The organism is Prosthecobacter sp. Pr1, from assembly GCF_057652315.1.
Window position 1 is genome coordinate 177,669 of the sequence record NZ_JBYFBS010000005.1, and the last position, 16,822, is coordinate 194,490.

Annotated in this window: 13 protein-coding genes; 5 read left to right on the top strand and 8 right to left on the bottom strand. The window is 60.1% G+C overall.

Annotation, left to right across the window (positions count from 1 at the left end):
* The first annotated feature begins 25 nt into the window (after positions 1-25).
* Complete coding sequence (locus AC24GY_RS10380; protein ID WP_487682599.1) at positions 26-286, top strand: DUF1232 domain-containing protein; 261 nt, start codon at positions 26-28, stop codon at positions 284-286.
* A 401-nt stretch (positions 287-687) separates the two neighbouring features.
* Here AC24GY_RS10380 and tgt read toward each other — a convergent pair whose 3' ends face one another.
* From tgt to AC24GY_RS10405, 5 genes are all read right to left on the bottom strand, one after another.
* Positions 688-2,316 (bottom strand): tRNA guanosine(34) transglycosylase Tgt, encoded by a 1,629-nt coding sequence (gene tgt, locus AC24GY_RS10385; RefSeq protein WP_487682601.1) that lies wholly within the window; start codon positions 2,314-2,316, stop codon positions 688-690.
* Positions 2,317-2,335: 19 nt separating this feature from the next.
* Complete coding sequence (locus tag AC24GY_RS10390; RefSeq protein WP_487682603.1) at positions 2,336-4,342, bottom strand: ATP-dependent helicase; 2,007 nt, start codon at positions 4,340-4,342, stop codon at positions 2,336-2,338.
* Positions 4,339-5,448: a phosphoribosylglycinamide formyltransferase gene (purN, locus tag AC24GY_RS10395; protein ID WP_487682605.1), complete on the bottom strand. Its 1,110-nt coding sequence runs from the start codon at positions 5,446-5,448 to the stop codon at positions 4,339-4,341. The genes AC24GY_RS10390 and purN overlap by 4 nt, the downstream gene beginning before the upstream one ends.
* A 518-nt stretch (positions 5,449-5,966) precedes the next feature.
* Positions 5,967-6,761 carry a hypothetical protein gene (locus AC24GY_RS10400; protein ID WP_487682607.1) on the bottom strand — a complete coding sequence of 265 codons (795 nt, stop codon included), beginning with the start codon at positions 6,759-6,761 and terminating at the stop codon, positions 5,967-5,969.
* A gap of 150 nt (positions 6,762-6,911) precedes the next feature.
* A complete protein-coding gene (locus tag AC24GY_RS10405; protein WP_487682609.1) occupies positions 6,912-7,244 on the bottom strand; it encodes a HesB/IscA family protein in 333 nt (110 codons plus the stop codon).
* Between the two features lie 136 nt (positions 7,245-7,380).
* On the opposite strand from AC24GY_RS10405, the gene mutL reads away from it, so the two are divergent.
* A complete protein-coding gene (gene mutL / locus AC24GY_RS10410) occupies positions 7,381-9,336 on the top strand; it encodes a DNA mismatch repair endonuclease MutL (RefSeq protein ID WP_487682611.1) in 1,956 nt (651 codons plus the stop codon).
* Between the two features lie 337 nt (positions 9,337-9,673).
* Here mutL and AC24GY_RS10415 read toward each other — a convergent pair whose 3' ends face one another.
* The gene (locus AC24GY_RS10415) at positions 9,674-9,922 is read right to left on the bottom strand and encodes a hypothetical protein (protein ID WP_487682613.1); all 249 of its coding nucleotides are present in this window, start codon (positions 9,920-9,922) and stop codon (positions 9,674-9,676) included.
* A gap of 398 nt (positions 9,923-10,320) precedes the next feature.
* Between AC24GY_RS10415 and AC24GY_RS10420 the strand changes: the two genes are divergently transcribed.
* The gene (locus AC24GY_RS10420) at positions 10,321-11,616 is read left to right on the top strand and encodes a DUF1501 domain-containing protein (RefSeq protein ID WP_487682615.1); all 1,296 of its coding nucleotides are present in this window, start codon (positions 10,321-10,323) and stop codon (positions 11,614-11,616) included.
* A 14-nt stretch (positions 11,617-11,630) separates the two neighbouring features.
* On the opposite strand, the gene AC24GY_RS10425 is transcribed toward AC24GY_RS10420, so the two are convergent.
* Positions 11,631-13,721 carry a hypothetical protein gene (locus tag AC24GY_RS10425; protein WP_487682617.1) on the bottom strand — a complete coding sequence of 697 codons (2,091 nt, stop codon included), beginning with the start codon at positions 13,719-13,721 and terminating at the stop codon, positions 11,631-11,633.
* An 823-nt stretch (positions 13,722-14,544) separates the two neighbouring features.
* On the opposite strand from AC24GY_RS10425, the gene eno reads away from it, so the two are divergent.
* Together eno and AC24GY_RS10435 are read left to right on the top strand one after the other, a co-directional pair.
* On the top strand, positions 14,545-15,831 hold the full coding sequence (gene eno / locus AC24GY_RS10430; RefSeq protein WP_422323032.1) for a phosphopyruvate hydratase: 1,287 nt from the start codon (positions 14,545-14,547) through the stop codon (positions 15,829-15,831).
* Positions 15,832-15,837: 6 nt separating this feature from the next.
* On the top strand, positions 15,838-16,161 hold the full coding sequence (locus AC24GY_RS10435; protein WP_487682619.1) for a septum formation initiator family protein: 324 nt from the start codon (positions 15,838-15,840) through the stop codon (positions 16,159-16,161).
* 177 nt (positions 16,162-16,338) lie between these two features.
* Here AC24GY_RS10435 and AC24GY_RS10440 read toward each other — a convergent pair whose 3' ends face one another.
* Positions 16,339-16,500, bottom strand: coding sequence for a hypothetical protein (locus AC24GY_RS10440; protein WP_487682621.1), 162 nt, complete (start codon positions 16,498-16,500; stop codon positions 16,339-16,341).
* Between the last annotated feature and the right edge of the window lie 322 nt (positions 16,501-16,822).

A 16,822-nucleotide genomic window follows, 5' to 3' on the forward strand; every position in this document is an offset into this window, starting at 1 on the left:
CTGCGTTCGTCATTCCCTTCCCCTTATGAAACTGATCCGTGATATTTTGGTGCTCGCCTCGGGCATTGTGTCGGCTCTTTACCTGCTGAACGTGGGCTTCGGCGTGGCGGAGTTTATTCCGGACAACATCCCCATCTTTGGCAATCTGGATGAAGCGGCGGCGACTGCGCTGCTGATCAACTGCCTAGCGTACTTCGGCGTGGACATCGGGCACTTCCTGCGGCGCAAGGGTACGGAGGAGAAACCGGTGCCGAAGACGCATGACATTGATGTGGAGACGAAGTAGGCCGAATTTCCAAATTCGGCTGGTTGAGAACGACATCCATGGTGACTATTCAGAAGCCCTCTAAAGTCGGCAAGATGAAGAGGGCTGATTCGCCAGCGGGGAGGCCGATGTGCGCTCCCGACGATTGCAGTTGCCCCCTCACCCAGCCTTTGACTTCGTCTATCTTCGCTTCGCTACGGTTCCCCGAAGAAGACATGCACCAAGCCATACCCTCGACGGGGAGAGGGGGGACGCATTGCGGCTCCGATGAAGTTTCCATGTGATCCTACGCGAATCCCCTCTCCCCGCCCACGGCTCCGTTGCTCCATAGCTCTTTCGGGGAGAGGTTGGGTGAGGGGAGAGATTTCGGGAGCGCACATTGCGCCTCAGCAGAACCTGAATAGTCACCTCGGAAGTTCGCTCTACACCACCACATCTGCCGCTTGCGCCTTCGTCTTCATCTCCGCATGTGAGCCGTGGATGAGGGTCCACTTCAGACCGGGACAGTAGCGGGATTCCCAGGCATCGCGGCGGATGAGGGTGTCGGCCGCGCCGTGGCGGAGGTAGGGGAAGTGGCGTTTGTGATGGAGGGCGAGGCGCAGCGGGGCGAGATCTTCGCTGAAGCTGATGAGATGCAGCGGCCGGAGGGGGCCTTTGGCGGCTTCGGCTTCGTAGAGGAGGATGACGGCGAGCCCGGTGGCGGCGGTGGCAAGCTGCGTGTCCCAGACGATGAGCGGCGGCGCATCGGCAGGCTGGCGTAGGTGCTGGATGAGCTGGGATTCGATGGCGGAATCGAGCTGCGCTGTCGTGGGCAGCGTTTTGCCGCTGCTGATGTGCCGGATGGCGGGTGGCTCGCCGTGGAGCTCGTAGTCGCCTTCGTGCTGCGGTTTGGTGGAGGTGCGCTTCGGATGCGTGACGGGATGGTCCACATCTTCGATGGGCAGGATCTCGCGGCGCTCCTTGTAGAGCGGCATGAAGCGGTCTTCCAGAATGCTCTGGCGGATCTCGCGCATGAGCTGGTGGTAGAAGTGGATGTTGTGCTGACCCACGAGCGTCCAGCCAAGCTGCTCCTGCGTTTTGGTCAGGTGGTGCAAGTAAGCGCGGCTGTGTGTGGCGCACACCGGGCAGGTGCAGGTGGGATCAAGGCGGTCCTCGCTGAATTTGTACACGGAGCGGCGCAGCTCCACGATGCCGCGTGAGGTGAAGGCGGTGCCGCGCTTCGCCACTTGCGTGGGGATGATGCAGTCAAACATGTCCACGCCGCGATGCACGGCCTCCAGCACATCCACCGGCGTGCCGACGCCCATGAGGTAGCGCGGGCGGTCTGCAGGGAGGAGCGCGGCGGTGAGCTCGCAGACGTCTTCACGCTCGTTTTTTTCCTCCCCCACGGCGAGGCCGCCGATGGCGAAGCCGTCGAAGTTAAGCTGCATGAGGCCTGCGGCGCTCTCGCGGCGGAGCTGCGGATACAGCGCACCCTGCACGATGCCAAACATGGACTGTGGCGAATCCTCACGCGCGGCGAGGCTGCGCACGGCCCAGCGCTGCGTCACCTGCAGGGCGGCGCGGGCGGTTTTCTCATCGGCGGTGGATGGGATGCACTGGTCCAGCACCATCATGATGTCGCTGCCGATGGCGCGCTGCATTTGAATGCTGAGCTCTGGGCTGAGCATGATGCGCTGGCCATCCACGTAGCTTTGAAACACCGCGCCTTTCTCCGTCATGGAGCGCGAGTGCGGCAGCGAGAAGATCTGATAACCGCCGGAGTCCGTGAGCACAGAGCCGGGCCAGTTCATGAAACGGTGGATGCCGCCGAGCTTGGTGAAAACATCCGGCCCCGGACGCAGCAGCAGGTGGTAGGTATTCGCCAGCAGGATCTGCGAGCCGGAGGCATGCAGGGACTCCTGCGTCTGAGCCTTCACCGTGGCCTGCGTGCCCACGGGCATGAACAGCGGCGACTGAATGGTGCCATGCAGCGTGTGAAACGTGGTGGCGCGCGCGTGGGAATCGCTGGCCTGCGCATCGAGCTGGAAATTGAGACGGGAGGGCAACATGGAACGCAGCGGCACGCGGTTACTTGTCCGCCAGCATGGCGCGCAGGCCGGAGAAGAAGTTGGTGTTTTCCTCCTGCGTCACGGTTTCGTTCATGTGCTTGGTGTAGTCGAGCTCTTCCACGTACTTGCGGTCGAGCTCCTTGAGGAAGGTGCTGGGCATGTTGCTCTGCTTCTTGCCCCACTTCATGCGCGTGCGAGTGTGGCTGAGCGTGAGCTTCTGCTTTGCGCGGGTGATGCCCACGTAGAACAGGCGGCGCTCTTCATCCACACGGCCCTCATCAAAGCTGCGTTTGTGCGGGAGGATCCCCTGCTCCATCCCCGGCAGAAACACGACCGGAAATTCGAGCCCCTTGGAGGCATGCATGGTGATCAAGCACACGCCCTTTTTCTTTTCGATGTCGTCCTTTTCTTCGCGCTCATCATTGAGGCTGACTTCATCCAGGAAACCCGCGAGGCCGCTGGCGCGATCGCGCTCCGCATGATTCGTCATGCTTTTGTACAGTTCATTGATGCCGTTCTCCCAGCCGGCGAAATCTTCCGGCTCCTTGGCGGCTTTTTTGAGATGCTCCATGTAGCCGGTCTCAAGAATCAGGGCCTGTGTCATGTCCACCAGATTGGTTCCCGGGGTGCTGGCCGGGCCTGAGTATTTGACGATGAGAGCCGTGAAAAGACGGATGGCATTGCGCCCTTTCTCGGGGATCTGGCGCAGGAATTCCTCGTCGCACAGCGCCACCCAGATGCTGTGGTGCTTCTCCATGCTGCGCTCACGCGCAAGCTCGGCGGTGGCGCTGCCAATGCCACGGGTGGGCGTATTTAAAATGCGCAGCAGCGCCATGTCATCGTGCGGATTGTGCAGCACTGAGAGATAGCTCACAATGTCCTTCACCTCACGCCGGTCAAAGAAGCTGCGCGCACCCACCACACGGTAGGCGATCTTGCGCTGGCGGAAGGCCTGCTCCAGCACGCGCGACTGATCATTGGTGCGGAAGAGCACGGCAAAATCTTCCAGCGGCTGCTTGTTCGCGAAGTGCGCGGTCTCCACCTCCTTCGCAATCATGTCCGCCTCCTCCTTGTCATCCTCATTGGCGATAAGGCGGACGAGATCGCTGCCATGATTGCGGCTCCACAGGGACTTTGGGCGGCGGCCCACGTTGTTTTTGATGAGGCTGTTTGCCGTGTGCAGGATGGGCGTGGTGCTGCGGTAGTTTTCCTCCAGCTTCACCACGTGCGGATTGGGGAAGAAGTTTTCGAACTCCGTGATGTTGGTGATTTCCGCACCGCGCCAGCCGTAGATGGACTGGTCGTCATCTCCCACCACGCAGACGTTGTAAGGAGCGGGCACCAGGGCACGCAGCAGGCGCATCTGGAGCGAGTTGGTGTCCTGGAACTCATCCACCATCACGTAGTGGTGGCGGCTCTGCACCGTGGCACGCACATCGGCATGCTCTTCCAGCAGGCGCACCCCGAGGATGATGAGATCATCGAAGTCCATGACGTTCAGCCCGCGCATCTCGTCCATGTACTTTTCCATGACGGCGGCATCGAGGCTTTCCTTGGGATCGCCCAAACCCTCACCTGCGTTCTTGGCCTTGCTGATGCGGGAGAGCGCCATGCTGGGGTCCAGCGTCTCGTCCTTCACCAGCAGCGTCTGCAGCACCCGCTTGATCAGCGTCTCCTGCTCGCCCTGGCTGTAGATGGCGAAGTTGTTCTTGTAGCCCACGTGCTCGGCAAACTCGCGCAGCAGGCGGACACAAAAAGCGTGGAAGGTGCCTACGACAACCTTCTTGCCGAGGCCGTCGCGCACCATGCCTTTGACACGCTCGCGCATTTCGTTGGCGGCTTTGTTGGTGAAGGTGACCGAAAGAATGTTCTTCGGGTTGATGCCCTCGTTCACCATGAAGCTGATGCGCGCGGTGAGCACGCGGGTCTTGCCCGTGCCTGCACCCGCGAGAATGAGCAGCGGACCATTGATGGTCGTGGCGGCCTCGCGCTGCTGCGCATTGAGTGTTCCAGTGAAGCTGCTCATGGCGCTCCCGCACCTCGCACGGGGAGTCCACGTTCACGCCATTCATTCAGCACCTGGGGCAGGAGCTTGTGTTCCTCGACTTTGATCCGCGCATGCAGCGTCTCCGCCGTGTCGCCGATGTTTACCGGCACCTTGGCCTGCGCCAGAATGCGACCGGCATCGATCTCAGCAGTCACCAGATGCACGGTGCAGCCGGTTTCCAGCTCGCCTTCATCAATGGCAAGCTGCGGAGCATTGGCTCCTTTGAACTTCGGCAGCAGCGATGGATGCACGTTCACAATGCGACCGGCATACGCGGTGATCACCGGATCCTTGAGAATGCGCATGAATCCCGCGAGCACGACGACGTCAATGCGTGCGCGCTCCAGATGCTCAAAGATTTCCTTTTGTGCCGCGTCACTGAGGCGGCGCGGATTGTCACCGCCATCGACAAACAGCGCGGGCAGCCCTGCGGCGCGGGCGATCTCACGAAAACCGGATTCTGCCTGATCGGTGAGGGCGATGGCAATCTCAGCCTTCAGCTTGTTGTCAGCGATGGCTGCGATGATGGCGCGAAGATTCGAGCCTGCACCGGAGCCCAGCACGGCGAGGCGCAGCAGGCCGCTTTTTGTCGCGCCAGAATCCCCCGCCTGCATCTTGTTGATGGTCTTCGTGGTTGAGCGCCCTGGCACCAGCGGCAGGATGGAAATCTGCGTGCCTGCGGCTTCCAGCGCGTTGCGTTCTTCCCGATTGAGGGACTCCACGGTGTAGTCACCGCCTTTGGCATACACATGCGGTTTGATGGCTTCAATGAGCGAGGTGGCGCGTTCGTCATCAAACACAACGACGGCATCCACGGCACGGAGCGCGGACATCACTTCCGCACGATCATGCTCGGGATTGAGCGGACGATCCGGGCCTTTGAGCTGGCGCACGGATTGATCTGAATTCAAAGCGACCACCATGGCATCTCCGAGCGCACGGGCCTGCTCAAGGTAGCGCACATGGCCTGCGTGCAGGAGATCAAAGCAGCCATTGGTGAACACCAGTTTTTTTCCCTGCTGATCCAGGGTGTCACGCAGGCGCCGTACATCGGCGATGGTGGCGGGGGTGTAGTCATCGGGCATGCTTTGCTATTGGCGCGAAGCGTGGCGGATGCAAGGTGGGAGAGGTTGGAAATTTAAAGGATGGAGAAGCTGGGGCGGAGCGGTGGTGGTGCAGTCAAATTTTCGTTGTTGGTTCGGTGATTTTTTCTTCCTTGATCCCGGGTGGAGTTTCGGGTGCAAGGACAGCGGTGGCCAGCGGGAATTTGGAGTGCGGCTGCGCAACCCTGAAAGGGTGGAGCTGCCGCTTTCGAGCGTCTCGTGGTTGGCGTGGGGTGAGGGGCTGGCGGAAGTTCACCGGCTGCCGCTTTCGAACAACTCGTGATATGCGTGAGCCGTGCAGCACGTCGAAAGCGGCAGCTGCGTTCGTTCCTCACTGCGCGACCGCACTCCATATCAAACATGCCCGCGCACCCGTATACCACATTCTACCTTGAGCTACCTAGATGTATCTTTACATGCCATCAAGAAGCTCACCCTCTGAACAAAAAAAAAGCGGAAGGGATCGCCTTCCGCTTTTTGAGAGATGATGGAGATAAAACTCAGCCTTGCTTGGACACGACCTTGTCGGCGGTGCTTTCGAGAACGGCGGCGCCGGGATCACGGGTGAGGGGCCAGTAGGCGTCCATGTTGAGCTTGGCGGGCGGGGCCATTTTGAACTGCTCCCCGGCCTTGGTGGCGAAGCCCTGATAGGCAAGCGGCATGAGCGTGATGCAGACGCGCTCCTGATCAAACTTCTGCACGTGCAGCGCGGCGGCGAAGGTGCTCTTCTGATCGAGGATCAGGGAGTCGCCAATCTGATATGGATCAGCCTTCTCCTTGTTGCCCGGAAGCACGATTTCAATGTCCACGTCCTCGATGTCTGCGGAACGCGCACGCACCACCCAGCCTTCGGTGATGACATCCTTGGCGGTGAGAGGGCGCGCATTGATCACCTGGAAGGAGCCCTTCACATAGAGAGGCTGCTCCTGCTTGTAGTTGCGGATGTAGGACCGCTTGAGGAGATCATTCTTCACGGCAAGCTGCTCGCTGTTGAAGGCATAGAACTCGGCCAGCAGATCACGCGCAGGAAGGAACTTGCCCTGCGGCACGGTGTAGTTGGTGAACTTGCGAAGGGGGTCGAGCTTGTCGAAACGTGCGAGCACGCGGTAATTGAATGGTTTTTCAGGGTGGGCGAACACCATGATGCTGAAGAACCAGCAGAAGGTGGCAAAGCCCATCAGCAAAGTGATGAGAATCGTCCACCAGAAAATGCCGCCGGAGTCTTTCTTCTTGGAAAAGCTCCCGCCACCGTAAGAACGGTACTCATTGCCGTCGCTCAAAAATCGGATTTGCATGACAGTTTTGCGAAAATTTTAGTATTTATAGATCAGGAATGTTCAAATTCTACAATATCGACTGAATTTGAAAAGGAAATTTTGTGAATAAGTTGGCAACAAGATTGCTTCAATAATGGCCAGAGGAATCAATAAATCTAAGTCTTAGATTCAGGTAGTCTGAGGTTCAAAGGAGGTGCCGCACCCACAGCTGCGGGCGGCGTTGGGATTGGTGAGCTTGAACCCGGCATCCGCCAGGGAGTCGACGTAATCGATCTGGCAGCCGCGCAGGTAGCCGAGGCTGTCGTGATCGATGATAATCGAGACACCATCTTGAGACTGCACTTCGTCGTCCGTTTTGGCCTGATCCAGGCCCATGACGTACTGCATGCCAGCGCAGCCGCCCTTCTCCACCCGCAGGCGCAGCCCGGTGCCCGCTTCGGCGTTCTTTTCCGCGATGAGGGATTTGAGATGTTCGATGGCGCTGGAGGTGAGGGAAATCATGGTTGGGCAGGCAATGGCGGTCGTGTGTCTGATGGCCGAGAAGCACGGAGATTGCAAATCCCCATCTGGCATCCAAGATAACATTTCTGGGTTGTGGTACAGGCTACGCCTCCCACCCCGCACTTTATCGAAATACATGGCAAAAATACGCATTCTTCCAGACGCACTCGCCAGCCAGGTGGCGGCAGGGGAGGTCGTGGAGCGGCCGGCCGCTCTGGTACGCGAACTGGTGGAAAACAGCCTGGACGCCGGAGCCACCCACATCGAGGTCCATGCCCAGCGCGGCGGCATCGCGATGATTCGCATTGTCGATGATGGAAGCGGGATGGACCGGGAAGACGCCATGCTGTGTCTGGAGCGCCATGCCACCAGCAAGATACGGACCAAGGAGGACCTCGGCGCGATCCACACCTTCGGATTTCGTGGCGAGGCCCTGCCCAGCATCGCCAGCGTGTCGCGCTTCCGGCTTGCCACGCGTGAGAAATCGGCGCTGGTGGGCACGGAGATCGAAGTGAATGGCGGCAAGCTGGTGGGCGTGCGCGACCACGGCGGTGCGCCGGGCACGGTGATCGAGGCGCGCTCGCTGTTTTTCAATGTGCCTGCCCGCCGCAAATTCCTGCGCACGGAGAACACGGAATTTGCCCACGTGGAGCAGCAGCTGCGGCTGCATGCCATCGCCAATCCGCAGACGGCCTTCACCCTGACTCACAATGGAGAACTCGTGCTGCACCTGCCGGCCACGCGCGACATGCTGGAACGCATTCGCGGACTGGTGGGTGACGAACTGGCCTCCCGCCTGCTGAAGGTGGAGGAAACCACCGTGCAGGGCGTGACCGTCTCCGGCTACATCGGCGGACCGGGCATGAGCCGCTCCAACCGCCAGATGCAGACCACATATCTGAACGGCCGCCCGATCGAAAGCGCCAGCATCTCCTACGGCCTGCGGGAGGGCTACCACACCGCGCTGATGAAGGGGCAGTATCCGGTCACCTTCCTCTTCATCCAGATGGATCCGCACGCGTTTGATGTGAACGTGCATCCGGCCAAAAAAGAGGTGCGCTTTCATGATGGCCACAGCGTGCGGGATGCCATCTCCCGCAGTGTGAGCCACACGCTGGAGAACGCCGCCAAACTGCCCACGGGCCATGCCCCTGCACGCGCCATGCCCGCCGCCCCAGCGGCAGCGCGAGTGCCGCTGGTGCCAGACAGCCGCCAGGAGCAGTTTTCCATGCCGGTGGCGGTTTCATCCGCACCGCTGAGAAATATCGCCCCTGCACCGACAACCGCGCCCGCATCCACCCCGCGACCCCAGCCAGCCGCTCCCGCTGTCTCTCATCGCGTGGCAGATGTGCTGGAGAGAATCGCCGCTGGTCGCAGTGCAGCCGTCGTTCCGCCTCAGGTTGCTAAAGCGGAGGCTGCCGAGACAGACAACGCAGCGCCGGAGGAACAAGAAGAACCACAGCCCTCCCCTGCCCCGGCCCCCGCCAAAGCCGAACCCGTTGAGGCCCCGGAGTACCGCATCATCGGCGTGCTGCAGAAGCTGTATGTGCTGATGGAAGGCAAAGAGGGACTCGTCCTCATGGATCAGCACGCCGCGCATGAGCGGGTGAACTTCGAAAAATTCCGCCGCGCCATCGAATCCGGCGGCGTGCCCTGCCAGCGGCTGCTGCTTCCCGTCACCCTGCAAACCACGCCCCGCGACGCCGATTTGCTGCGGCAGAATCTGCCCTCGCTGAACCGCCTGGGCATCGAGATCGAGCCCTTCGGCCCGAACATTTTCAAGGTGGAAACCCTGCCCTCGTTTTTGAAGACCGATGATCCCGCCGCCTGGCTGGATCAGGTGATCGAAGAACTCAGCAGCCTGAGCACCAAATCCTCCAGCCTGCGCCTGAGCGAAGACGCCATCGCCACCATCGCCTGCCGCGCCTCAGTAAAGAGCAACGACGTGCTCTCCATTCCCGAGATGCAGGCGCTGCTGAAAGACCTCTTCGCCTGCGAGATGCCCTACTGTTGCCCCCATGGCCGCCCCACCCTGGTGCAGATTTCCACCAGCGAACTGGAGCGGAAGTTTGGCCGGAGAGCGCCGGGGTAGGTTCTTGGTTCTTGGTGCTCGCCGTCTCAAAAGCTCCCGGAGGGAGCAGAGAGATTAGCCGGTGGTGAAGCGAGGCTTGCCGAGCGAGAACCACCGGATCAGGCGAACCAATCCCGTTGTATCAAAGATCGCATGCCGGAGGTATGCGAGAGCCGTGCGCAGACTCCTCGGGAGCTTTGGGTGACTGAACACTTCTCGCATACCTCCGGCATGCTCCCTGCATGGGAATGTCTCATGGACATGGTCCGGTGGTTCCCGCTGCACCGCTGCGCGGTTTCGCTTCACCACCGGCTAATTTCTCTGATCCCTGCCGGGATCCAGGCATCCGCCGTGACGGTCATGATTCGCCACGGTTTTCGTTCACGATGTCGCTCAAATCACGATCCGGCACCGCGTTCAGTGGCGCAAACCGGCGCGCAAACGACTCGCTTCGGCAGCTGGCCGCTGGGGAAGGCGCGGGCATCACCGGGGCTTCATCGCCCAAGGCCAGCGCCAGACCATCGCGCAGCAGTCGCTCAAGCCGGGAGGCTTTGGGCGGGTCCAGACGTTGCAGCGCGAGATCAATTTCCAAGGCCAGTGAACTCATGCCCCGAGAATCCCTGTCCGCACTCGCGTTGTCAACGTTGAGGAAACCAGGGAAAGCCCCTCTGGATACGCATTCAACCCATGGGATTAACCACGGAATACACGGAATACACGGAAACTTGAAGCAGGCTCCGGTTTCCGTGTATTCCGTGTATTCCGTGGTCAACTTTCAGGGACAATCTTGGGCAAAGAGCGCCGGGGTAGCGCGCCGAACCACGGAGGATGGGCGTCACCCCGTCAGACGGATCGGGGCGTCTCGCCTTTGATCCGAAGGCTGGAAGCCCCGGACCGGTGTCAGGCCGGAGGCCTGACCTCCATGCATCGAAGAACGCAAATCTTGTGATAAGTCCGCCGCCTGCCTGCGTTAAAGAGCCGAATCCCCCATCCCCTGCACTGTCCATGAATCCTTTCCGCAATGACCTCAGCCGCCGCACGTTTGTCTCCGGTGCCGCCAAAACCTTCCTCGGCGTCAGCACGGCAGCGCACTTCGGCTCCCGCATTCTGGCCGCCCCCGGGCAAGGTGCCTCGCCTCTGAAGCAGGCGGCCACAGCGCGCAACGTCATCTATCTCTACATGAACGGTGGCATGAGCCATCTGGACACCTTTGATCCGAAGCCGGAGAAAAAGGAAATCATGGGCCTGACCAAGACCATCAACACCAACGTCGATGGCATCCGCGTCGCGGGCAACATCCCCCTCATCGCCCGGCAGATGGACAAGCTGGCCGTGATCCGCAGCATGATGACGACGCAGGGCGCGCATGAGCAGGGCAACTACTACCAGCACACCAGCTACACGCAGCGCAGCAGCATCCGCCACCCCTCCATGGGCGCGTGGCTGCAGAAGTTTCAGGATCGCGGCAATCCCACGCTCCCGGGCAGCGTCATGATCGGCAATGACAGCCGCCATCCCGGCGCCGGATTCTTTGAGAGCCGCTTCGCCCCGCTGATGATCAACGACCCCGAAAGCGGCATCAACAACGTGAAAACCAACCAGTGGTTCACCGAAGAGCGCTTCAACAGCCGCCTCAGCGTCGCCAAGCAGCTCGACCGCCAGTTTGCGGAGACCTACAACGTCAAAAACGTGCGCGCCTATGCCGACATGTACGACGACGCCCTCAAGATGATGAAGAGCGAGGAGCTCGCCGCCTTTGACCTCAGCGCGGAGCCCGACGCCCTGCGCAACAAATACGGCACCGACCGCTTCGGCCAGGGCTGCCTGCTGGCGCGTCGCCTGGTGGAACACGGCGTGCGCTTTGTCGAAGTCTCCTTCGGCAGCTGGGACACCCACAATGCCAACTTCACCCGCGTCCCCGAATTGTGCGATGAACTGGACTCCGCCCTGAGCACCCTGCTGCAGGATTTGGAATCCCACGGCCTGCTACAAGATACCATGGTGGTGCTGGCCACCGAATTTGGCCGCACCCCCGAGATCAATGCGAACGACGGTCGCGACCACCACGCGCGCGGCTTCTCCTGCCTCATGGCAGGCGGCGGCATTCGCGGCGGCCAGGTCTATGGCGCCACGGATGACTCCGGCCTCGAAACCACCGTCAATCCAGTGACGATCCCCGACTTCAACGCCACCATCGCCTACGCCCTCGGCATTCCGCTGGATCAGGTGCTCTACAGCCCCAGCAAGCGCCCATTCACCGTCGCGGACAAGGGCAGGCCGATCACGCAGTTGTTTGGTTGAGTGAGGTCAACGCTTTAAGGTTTTGAGCTGGAGGGCGGCTGGCCTTTTTCGCCTGCGCTCTTTGGAGGAGCGGAAACTGGCGCTGGAGTGACCGGGACATTGAAATCCACTTTTGCGTAAACTTCAGGGTGCTCGCGGCGGTGCCGGAGGCGTGAGAGAATCATGTCATAATCCTGCGGGTCTCCGTAGAACGGGTTCACCTTGCGCCCCTGAATGCAGGGCAGGCAGCCTTCGCCCACACCGAATCCCCCTTTCGAATACATCCACAGCTCTTTTTTCTCATCTCCACGCCGTGCCACGGCACTGATGCATAGCTCTCCGGGTTTGAGCGCAGGGTTGATAAAATAAGTGTTTCCCAACATGAATTTCTCGCTGGTGAAGGCTTGAAATGTCTGCCCCAGCAGATCCTGCGGCCCTCGCAAAACCTCGGTGATCTTGAGGGTGCCTACCATTCCGAATGGCTCTCTGGAACCTGGACTTATGAAGGGCTGCACCGACTGGGTTTCGCCGACGACGAGATGGAACTGAGACTCCCTCTTCGCATCTTGATAAGGCAAGGGCTGGGTCAAATCTTGGGACCTTTCGGGATGATCGCGGCGCCTGCGAAATTCGGTGACGTAGTAATCATAGCCGGAATCCGAGCCACCCCTTTTGAGAATGCGCGGAAGGCTGAGCCATGGATCGTGTGCGTCAAAAGGCCCGCCTATCCCCATGTCATACCAGCTTCCATTCCTCTCCTGGTAGAGCGCAAACACGCCTTCATCTCCCGGAGAAAGATCCGGCAGGATGAAATTGAAATGTTCCAAACCATAAAGAGTGGCCGTGGACAAAGAATCAAAGGTCTTGCCGAGAAGCTCCTGCGGCCCGCGCAGCACCTCGGTGATACGGAACTGCAGGCGGTGGATGGGAACCGTGCCGGAAGGGCGCTGACCGCCTGTCTGATCTTTTTGATTCAGCATCTTTTTCGACACCACGCCTATGACCACAGGAGCCAGAGGCTGGCGTGGCTGAGGCGACGCGGGCTTGGCAGGGGCCGGGTATTTTTCGGGGTGGTCCCGGTGATCTCTCAGGCCGCTGACGATGCCGTCATAGCGCGGGTCACGATTTTTGAGCATGCGTGTGGAGATGGGCCGCATTTCCTCACTATCCGGCGGGGAGTGCACAGCCGAATCATACCAGAGATCGTCGCTTGCAGGGTGCGGAGTGATGGCAAACAAGCCCTCATCCTTGAGCTTGAGGCCGGGGACAATGAAGTTGTCGCCATCGTCTTCATATCTTTCCGCGCTGGTGGCCGAGTAGAATTTCTGGCCCAGCAGGATCTGGGGGCCATGCAGCACCTCGGTGATGCGGAACTCAGCGCGGTAAATGGGAGCCTGGCCAGCATGGCGCTCGCCACGGATCTGCCCGATCCTCTGCTTCTCGTCATTGAGAGAAAGCGTCTCGACCACGGCCAGGACCACCGGGGTGCTGGCCGTGACACTGGGGGGAAGGAAGTCTGCCGGGGAAGGCGGCTGCGGCTGTGGGATGCCGGCTGCGTTCTGGGCTTGGTCTTCAGGGTGGTCGCGGCGTCTCCGCAGTTCGTCCACGATGTAGTCATAGTCGCGCTGGCCTTTGAATAGACGTGCAGGATGCACCCAGAAATCGAGGACGTCTGAGTTCTCGTGTGCGGCCACGAGGCCCATGTCATACCACTGCCCATCGCGCTCTTTGATGATCACCAGCTTGCACGTTGTTCCCGGTGTCAGGGACTGCCGGACGAATTGAATGCGATCTGAGAAAGGGGGTGCAGAGGAGCTGAAGGTGAAGACCTTTTGCCCCACGAGATCCTGCGGCCCGCGCAGGACTTCCGTCACGCTGAGCTGCACACGGTAAACGGGCGCTTCGCCTGAAGGGTGCTGACCGCCGAGGGCAGCGGGGTCATTGAGCGCGGATTTCTCCACCACCGCCAGGACGACGGGAGCCTGCGCCCGCTCCGCCGCAGACCGCAACTGCAGGGGCTGAGGCCCGGGATCTGGCGGCGCGGCATTGAGTGACTGGCCGAAGAGCCCCAGGCAAAGGCTAAGAAACGCTGCGGTGCGAGAGTGTGGCGGTGACGTGAAATTCATGCGGATGGCTGGCTGCAAGGCATCTGGTGGATGGGGCCGATGAGAGCACGGCTGGCCATGGAACGGTCTTGGGGTATGGCATCGTCATCGAAGATGATAATTTCTCCACCCACGCGAAGTGACAAGCCTGAAACAAGGAGCAGGACTTGCCAAGTCCATCCGGGGAGGAGCACTGGCGGGAGGTTCACAGCCCGCAGCAGGTTCACAGCCCGCAGCACGTTCACAGGCTCAGGGATGGGTGGGTCAATGGGGGTGAGTTTCCATTTCCACCGGCGGTGGGTTCAGTGGATCATTCAGGTTCACCATTGGGTTCAGGGTCAGGTTCAGGTTCACCCGTTGGAGGCTGGGTTTTGGGTTCACGGGTTCATACCCTTATATAAGGGTATGAACCCGTGAACCCATGAACCCAATGGGGTCAAAATCCATTTTGAACCCGTTTTGAACCCATTGAACCTGGCACCCGTTTATCAGGTGCTGAGGTTGCTCTTCGCCTTGCTCTCGGGCTGACTGCCGAGATGGCTGCGCGAGGTGCTCCACCAAGGCGAAGGCTTCGATGTCATCATTGGGGCTTTTGCACAGATCGGCCACGCCATCGTCTCATTCTCAACCGCAGACCCACCGCCCCCCAACCAGCCAAGATGGCCCCTCACCCGCCCAAACTCCCCGCCCCTGCCCCCGCCATTCAGGCCCACATCTTGCTGCATCGTCAAAAACTACCATTTGAGCGCCCGCTCCACCCGTGTATGAAGCCTGTCCCCCGGAGATTTCTCGAAACCTTCTTGAAAAATCCTAATTATTAGCAAAACTTAAATAATCTATCCTCATGGACGAACTCACCATTTCTCGCATCATCGGACGCGAAATCATCGACTCACGCGGCAATCCCACTGTTGAAGTGGATGTTTACATCGAAGGCGGAGCCATGGGCCGTGCGGCAGTCCCCTCCGGAGCCAGCACAGGCGAACACGAAGCGCTCGAACTGCGCGACGGCGACAAGAAGCGTTTCTCCGGCAAGGGCGTGCTCAAGGCCGTCGACGCTGTGAACAATGAACTCGCTGACGCCCTCATCGGCGCAGACGCCCTCGACCAGGTCGGCATCGACAACGCCATGCGCGAAGTCGACGGCACCAAGACCAAGGCCAAGTGCGGTGCGAACGCCATCCTCGGCGTCTCCCTCGCCGTGGCCAAGGCCGCTGCCGCCACTCTGGGCCAGCCCCTCTACAAGTACATCGGCGGCCCGAACGCCAAGGTGCTCCCTGTGCCGATGATGAACATCATCAACGGCGGCGCGCATTCCGATGCCCCGATCGACTTCCAAGAATTCATGATCATGCCAAAGGGCGCACCGACTTTCTCCGAGTCCCTGCGTTACGGCTCCGAAGTCTTCCACGCCCTCAAGAAGATCCTGCACGATCTGGGCCTGAGCACCGCCGTCGGTGACGAAGGTGGCTTTGCCCCGACCCTCAAGAGCGCGGACCACGCCCTCGAAGTCATCGCCCAGGCGGTGGACAAGGCCGGCTACAAGCTCGGTGAAGACATCTTCATCGCCCTCGACGTGGCCTCCTCCGAGTTCTACGACAAGGCGAAGAACAAGTACGTCTTCAAGAAGTCCGACAAGTCCGAGCGCACCGCCGCCGAACTCGTGGCCTACTACGCCGAGCTGAAGAAGAAATTCCCGATCATCTCCATCGAAGACGGCTGCGCCGAAAACGACTGGGCTGGCTGGGGCGTCATCACCAAGGAACTGGGTTCCAACACCCAGCTCGTGGGCGACGATCTCTTCGTCACCAACGTCGAATTCCTCCAGAAGGGCATCGACCAGGGCGTGGCAAACTCCATTCTCGTGAAGGTGAACCAGATCGGCTCCCTCACCGAGACCCTCGACGCCGTCGAACTGGCCCACCGTCATGGTTACACCGCCGTCATGAGCCATCGCTCCGGTGAAACCGAAGACTACACCATCGCCGACCTCGCCGTCGCCACGAACTGCGGCCAGATCAAGACCGGCTCCATGAGCCGCAGCGATCGTATCGCCAAGTACAACCAGCTTCTGCGCATCGAGCAGGAACTGGGTGAAAACGCCGTCTTCGGCGGCCGCATGAAAGTCTAAGACTCTATGAACTACCGAGAAGTGCGCGCATCCGAACCCCAGTCCCGCTGGGAAGGCTGGGTGCGCGCATTCCTCAAGGTGGCCCGTTTCGTCCTGCTGCTGCTCATTGTGCCCGTGGTGTATGTCCTGTGCGACAACCCCATCGACACGCAGAACGCGATGCGCGTGAAGCTGGAAATGCTCAAAGAGCAGCGCAACGTGCTGCAAACCGACCGCGACAAGCTCCTGCGCCGCATGGAGTGGATCAAAAACGACAACGCCTACCTCGAAATGGCCGCCCGTGACCGCCTGCACCTGCAGAAGGAAGGCGAGTTTGTGCTGAGGTTTTGAGAGGCACTGCGCCGCCTCCCCGCAAAGGACACGGGGCAATCATACCCATTCCTCTGCCTTGAAGGCCGCGAGCAGCAAAAACTGAAAGCAAAGCTGGACGATCAAGTACAGACGGAAGCATCCCCTAGGCTGGCACGTTCCGCGCTATGGGTTGGCTCGTGGGTTCATAATCACGCTTCATTTGAATAGCCCCCATTTTTCCAGAATTGGCTTTAAGTTAGCTTCTGTGAGTTCCACTTCCATTAGAATGCGGGCAGCTTCTTCAGTGTTTTTCTCGCCGACGGCTTTCTCAAACTCATCGAGCAATCCACTCACGTAAAGACGTTCATTAACTGTCATGCCTGCATATTTACTATCCATTAGTTGAAGCTACGGTTTGATTACTGAGCACAAAATGCCTGGCAAGAATGACACTCAGTTAACACCATTCATACCAGGCATTTTGCACACTGAATTTGTAAAAGCTACCCAAGCTTTCGAACCACCGGATTATGTCCATGAAACCACCCTGCTCGGAGCCGCATGCCGGTGGTAGGCGAGAAGCGTTCAACCGCCCAGCGCAAGCGAGGAGTCCGCGCACGGCTCTCGCATACCTCCGGCATGCGGCCTTGAGCCCCGGGGTGTGGTTTGCGTGATCCGGTGGTTCTCGCTCGGCAAGCCT